This window comes from Methylophaga sp., from assembly GCF_965655755.1.
Classification (GTDB): Bacteria; Pseudomonadota; Gammaproteobacteria; order Nitrosococcales; family Methylophagaceae; genus Methylophaga.
This window is the reverse complement of sequence record NZ_CBFHHW010000033.1, coordinates 19,869-26,444: the sequence shown is the minus strand read 5'-3', so window position 1 is coordinate 26,444 and position 6,576 is coordinate 19,869. Positions and strand designations below refer to the sequence as shown.

At 45.0% G+C, this 6,576-nt stretch carries 4 protein-coding genes; 3 read left to right on the top strand and 1 reads right to left on the bottom strand.

Features of this window, described 5'->3' with window-relative positions; translation table 11 throughout:
• Window positions 1-3,778 (top strand): translocation/assembly module TamB domain-containing protein (locus ACTF5U_RS10645; RefSeq protein WP_438971608.1); only part of this gene is annotated, 3,778 nt, incomplete at its 5' end.
• 85 nt (window positions 3,779-3,863) lie between these two features.
• On the opposite strand, the gene dksA is transcribed toward ACTF5U_RS10645, so the two are convergent.
• A complete protein-coding gene (gene dksA / locus ACTF5U_RS10640) occupies window positions 3,864-4,289 on the bottom strand; it encodes an RNA polymerase-binding protein DksA (RefSeq protein ID WP_438971607.1) in 426 nt (141 codons plus the stop codon).
• Between the two features lie 443 nt (window positions 4,290-4,732).
• Between dksA and ACTF5U_RS10635 the strand changes: the two genes are divergently transcribed.
• Entirely contained in the window at window positions 4,733-5,911 is a 1,179-nt protein-coding gene (locus tag ACTF5U_RS10635; protein ID WP_438971606.1) for a pyridoxal phosphate-dependent aminotransferase, read from the top strand.
• Window positions 5,912-6,205: 294 nt separating this feature from the next.
• Window positions 6,206-6,576: cation transporter (locus tag ACTF5U_RS10630; RefSeq protein WP_438971605.1), on the top strand; the 371-nt coding region annotated here is incomplete at its 3' end.

Sequence of the window (6,576 nt, the reverse complement as noted above, 5' to 3'; positions counted from 1 at the left end):
CACATTGCTGATTAACAAACTGACAGTAAACGATGTAACACTATTAGTAGTGGAAACGGAAGATGTTGACACGTCTACAGAGGACCTGGCGCTGCCCGATATCAAGTTACCGTTACGCATCAAAATTAAGCAAATCACTGTTGATAACGTGCAAACCGTTTCGTCATCAAATGACAACACAGTTCTTATTAATCAGCTCAATACCGCAATTGACGTGAATTATGATTCACTGCAAATTCATCAACTGTCCGTCGATCGTAATGATATAGCTATTGCTCTCAATGGTGGCATCGAGTTGCAGTCCCCGTATCAGACCCGACTTAAGTATGACCTCACGTTGAAGCAGCTTTTAGCCAAACCGCTAGAGGTAGCAGGCGATATTCATGGTGATCTGCAAAGACTAACCTTAAATCAGACGATTACTGCCCCGATCGTTTCTACGCAATCGATCTCTGTCACGAATATTTTGTCAGATATGAACTGGTCTTTATTACTTGAAGCAGACGCTCTCAATGTGGCGGATATCGTGCCAGAGCAGTCAACCCAACTAAAGGCTGTCACGTTAACAGCCAAAGGTGATCTTGACTCTGTCGATGCGACTTTATCCTCTCAGGTTATTCAGCCTGAGTTGCCAGCTATTGAGCTGACAGCGGATATTGATAGTGATGATTTGAAAGTCTGGCGTATTAACAGCCAGGCGGCACTGTCTGAACAAAGCATGTTGAATCTGGCGGGTGACATCAGTATTAACGATGCAACCCCCACAGTTGACCTGAAAGCCATCTGGAAAAATATGCAGTGGCCGCTGACTGGCGAGGAAATTTTTGCCAAAAGTTCAACAGGTTCGCTGCTTGTATCAGGCACAGCGCAAGCCTATACCGCTTCTCTTGAAACCGATCTGGAGTGGCAACAACAAGCGTTGGAGGTTAGCGCCGAAACGGCAGGCACACAGAATGATATTGACATAAAGCAACTCTCGATTAGCGGGCTTGATGGCAAGCTAAATGCCGATGGCCGAGTTGATTGGCATGCGACTCCGATGCAATATCAATTCAATGCCGACTGGCACGGCCTTAAACTGCCTGAGTCATTGACCGATATGACGGTGCTGCTCGAACAAGGAAATATTAATCTGACCGGTACGCCAGAAGCCTTGAATTTAACGACGCAGGCAAAAATTCTGCTGGACGGTGTTCAAATGGCAGTTGATGCAAAAGCAAGCGGACAGACTAATAAAGGCTTTGAACAAACCCGTCTGGATATCGCTCTTGCACAGGGCGGTTTCAGCTACCAGGGGAAATTACTCTGGGCTGAAGCATTGTTAATGGAAGGGGAGCTTATGCTTGATAAGCTCAATCCGGGGGTATTAGCAACGCAGTGGCCGGGAAGTTTATCAGGTAATACTCACATCGTTATCGAGAATAAGACCGAGACTGGGCTTCATGTGCAAGCCAACAAAATTGATATTACGGGCACATTACGACAAAGACCACTGCAAGTGAGCGGTGCAGTTGATTACAGCCAATCGCTGATTGATATCAAACAGTTGCAACTAGAGTCAGGAGATTCATCGTTGCAGGCAAACGGTCAAATGCAGCATGAGATAATGGCTTTTGATTGGGTACTCAAATCGCCCGATTTACAAGACTTCTATCCGGATCTTAGCGGTCAGATGGATGCGTCAGGTAACATTAAAGGCACGCTTCAAGCGCCTGAACTAAAAGCAAAACTAGCAGGAGGAAACCTGCGATATCGGGATATAAAAGCACAGGCACTGACGGGTGATATCAACCTTGCTATGAGTGATAATGCCGAGCTGGACTCCCGTATCGAAGTGACGGGACTCGGCTTGCCTCATTTGCCTATTGATACAGTAAATCTTCATCTCACGGGCCAACAAAAAAATCATCAATTAACGGTTGATATCGCATCAGAACCGTTAACGCTTATGCTATCAGCTACAGGTGGGCTTAATGAACGAATATGGCAGGGCAATATTAATCGTTTCAGCATGGAGAATGAGAAAGCAGGAAAATGGTCCTTGCAGCAACAAGATGAGCTGATTATAAGTGCTGAAGAGCAACATATTCCAGAGCATTGCTGGGCATCCAATAATGGTAACTTCTGCCTACAAGCAGACAATAGCAGCAAAGGCTGGCAAACAGCTGGTCAATTTGATGCTGTGCCATTAAGCCTGTTTGAAGCGTTTGTTATACAGCTAGAGCAGTTGCAAGGAACGCTTCGCGGTGATTTTAATGTCATGGCAAACAAAGGTGAAGCCATTACCGGCGAAGGTGAGGTCTTCCTGGATGATGCTACATTAAAACTGGAGCAGGAAGCGTTTAATCAGCAAAAGCCAATAACGTTGAATAACACCTTCTTAAACTATCGAGTTGATGCGGACAAAACCCATGCACGGATTCATCTTGAGCCTGCTGTGGATGGGGTCTCTGCTATCGAGGCCGAGTTCGACACTGCTGGCTTAACAACCTTCCTGGAAAACCCCGATTCGGCACCAATCAATGGTCGAATCAACACAGCTATTCAGGATCTATCACAGTTGCAGATATCGCATCCTGCATTTACCGATATAAAAGGTAAATTTGACCTGAATGTAACCGTTTCCGGCACCACCGCTCAGCCACAAATTAAAGGACAGGCTAACCTTATCAATGGCGAGATAGGCATTGTTGACGCTGGTATCGTATTGAAACAGATTGAGGCCAACATCAATGGCAACCTGGAACAAGTGACGTTCGACTATCAGGCAACATCAGGTAAGGGGACCTTAAACGGCGATGGCACCTTCACTCTCACGGATAAAAACTGGGAACTTAAAACGGACTTAAAAGCTGACCAATTTCGGGTGATGAATACACCAGAGGCTCTGGTAATAGCTGAACCTGATTTAACCATTCTGGTGACGCCAAAACTGACAAAAGTAACGGGGCAGGTGACGATCCCGGAAGCCGAGTTAGAACCCACCCAGTTTAATTCAACCGTGAGCCCGAGCCGTGATGTCGTCGTGGTCCGTGATGAGTCAGAAGATGAACAATCTGGCCCGTCCACCGAAGTGGATATAAAAATCATTCTGGGCGATAAGGTGAAGCTCAAGGCGGCCGGTTTTCAGGGGCGTTTAACCGGTGATTTAGCTGTGAGCGGTAACACTAATGATATCTTGCTGGGCAATGGTGAAATCAAAATCAAAGACGGTAGTTACCTTGCTTACGGTAAGTTACTTCAAGTCAACGATGGCAGTATTCGCTATGCTGGGGGTGCGATTGATAATCCGGAACTCGATATCAAAGCTGTCAGAGTGGGAGAAGACTATAAAGCCGGTCTTCATATCGAGGGCTATGCCTCATCACCTCAGGCAACATTATTTTCAACGCCTGATATGAGTCAAGACGATATTTTGTCTTATATCCTGCTGGGTAAACCGATAGATAAAGCCAGTGCGACAGATGCAGCATTACTCGCTTCTGCAGCATCTGGTCTGGGGCTGCAGAATGGTGCCATGATCGGTGATGGAATAGCGAGCACATTCGGTTTGGATGAATTCACCGTGAGAGGGGATAGTGCTGAAAATGCGGCGTTACAAGTGGGTAAATACCTATCGCCAAAGTTATACCTCAGTTATGGCATTGGCGTGTTTGATTCGGTCAGCACAGTTGAGCTGCGTTATCAGTTAAGTAAGATTTGGTCATTAAAAGCCGAGTCCGGAACTGAGAGTGGTATCGATTTACTTTATACCTATGAACGGGGTGGCCCCGAATAACAGGCAAAAAAAAGCCCTGACTGGCAGGGCTTTTGAGCGTATGAGGTTATAGCATTATTGCTATTCAACAACGTCTAGGCGTTGTTTATCTGACGCGATTTTTTTCTCTGATTTCGTCTAATGTTTTGCAGTCGATACACAGAGTGGCGGTGGGCCTTGCTTCAAGGCGGCGCACACCAATTTCGGTGCCACATGATTCGCAAAAACCATAGTCACCTTTTTCTAAATCAATCAATGATTCATCAATCTTTTTGATGAGTTTACGTTCACGGTCACGTGTTCGTAATTCGAGCGTAAATTCCTCTTCTTGAGTTGCACGATCATTAGGGTCCGGGAAGTTAGCCGCTTCATCTTGCATATGATGAACAGTACGATCCACTTCCTCGCGTAATTGTGCCCTCCAAGTCATTAAAATATTATGAAAATGCTCAACTTGAGCATCGTTCATATATTCTTCGCCAGCTTCCTCCTGATAAGGAGTAATTTTAGCCTCAACCAGAGTGTTTTCCATGTTCAAACCTCATACTTTCTAAAACCAAGGGCGAATCTATACCAGATGAACCCTCATTGTGCAAAACAAAAATACTATTTTAGCTTATTCCCAATCCAAAAATGCTTAAGGAAGCAATTAAAATCGGTTATTTTGACACCATTCACACAAGCGCAGTAACCGGACTTGAAAACACACGTTTTTTAGCGTAATGCGCATGCCTCAATGTAGGTCATGACTGGCTCTTGGGCGAAAATGTCTATCGGTTACGGTGCCATAAATTCACCATAATGACGAGACTTTTTTTAATTATTTATAATTCTACTAAAAGCGAGTCCTGAGTAGGCTTACAACTTTGATAGTAACTGACTTAGACTAGGCAGTGAAAAACCAAAGTCATTTCGGCTAAGCTGAGGCTGATTTATCGCCATATTATTTAAAAACAAAACAGTAATGAGACCTCAATGAACAAGCCGATAACCAAGCGTGCTGCAGATATTTCTCCTTTTCATGTGATGGATATTCTGGCTCAAGCAAAGCTATTGCAGAGTCAGGGGAACGACATCATTCATATGGAAGTAGGGGAGCCTGACTTTGAAACGCCGGAACCGGTTATAGAAGCAGGTGTGAAAGCCATCAAAGCAGGTAAAACCCACTATACACCAGCTCTGGGCCTGCCGGAACTGCGTGAAGCGATAGCCAACTGGTATCAAACTCAGTACCAGGTCACTATTTCACCGGAGCGGGTCGTGGTTACCCCCGGTGCATCGGGTGCGTTACTTTTAGTGATGGGTGCGTTGTTGGAGCAGGGTAAGAAGGTTTTATTAGCGGATCCCGGTTATCCCTGTAACCGACATTTCGCCCGTTTTGTTGAAGGAGGGGTCAATGCTGTTCCCGTCACGTCCGACTCACGCTATCAACTCACGGCAAATCACGTTGAACAGTATTGGGATAAACAAACCAGCATGGCATTAGTTGCTTCGCCATCGAACCCAACTGGAACCGTGTTGAAAAAGTCGGAACTATCAGCGTTATCGGATTCAGTAAAAAAGCAAAAAGGAACACTGGTTGTTGACGAGATTTATCACGGCCTGACCTATGATGGTTTTCAGGCGCCAACAGCGCTATCTGTTAGTGATGAAGCATTCGTAATCAATAGTTTCTCTAAATTCTTTGGTATGACAGGCTGGCGTTTGGGCTGGTTAGTCGTACCCGAAGGCTACACAGAAATTATGGACCGCCTGGCCCAAAACCTGTTTCTGGCTGCACCCACCATGTCTCAATATGCGGCGTTAGCCGCCTTTCAGAACGATACACTGGAAATTCTTGAACAACGACGCCAGACATTTGAAGCCCGAAGAAATGTATTATTTCCCACCTTAAAGCAACTGGGTTTTAAATTGCCCGTTATCCCACAAGGTGCGTTTTATCTTTACGCTGACTGTTCTTCAATGTTGAATGAGGCAATACCTGACAGTATGGCTTTGTCACGATTTTTGCTCAAAGAAGCGGGCGTTGCCATCACGCCGGGACTCGATTTTGGTCGATTTGATGCAGAGAAACACTGCCGTTTTGCCTACACCACCAGCGAAGAAAGGCTGCTGGAAGCGGTTGATAGAATTGCTGAGGCTGAATTCAAATAGAGGTAAATCTCGATATTAAGTGATTTTACACAGGCTAAAGAAGATTAAATTCATAAGACCCTAATATCATTACTGCTAGGCCTGCTATTTGTGAATTATTGATGATCGATCTATCCACCCGATTTGCCATCATCCGAGATAGGTCAGCGTCAGCAGTTTACGTTGTATCGCTTACAATATTAGTTGCGTTTTTTTGGGGCTTTTCTGGAGGTGACTTTTCGTTTTGGATGTTCCTTCACTTCATCGCCATGCTGTGATGTCATAGCGTTAGGTACTTATTCCGGAGAGGAAAAAATGTCAAGTTGTGGTTGTGGGGCTGAACAAGAAGAAAGCTTGCAAAGAAAAACGCTCATTGTTCTTCTCTCTATCAATGCATTTATGTTCGTAGCTGAGTTGATACTGGGTTGGTTCGCACAATCAACTGGGCTAATGGCGGATTCTATCGATATGCTGGCAGATGCAACTGTTTATGGTTTATCACTATATGCAGTTGGTAAAGGAATCACCAAACAGGTTAAGGCAGCCAGAGTGAGTGGCTATCTTCAAATCATATTAGGCATTGGCGTACTACTCGATGTATTTAGACGGCTACTACTTGGAAGCGAACCTCAAAGCACTTTAATTATTGTTGTTGGCACTGTCGCTTTGTTGGCAAATATCCTATG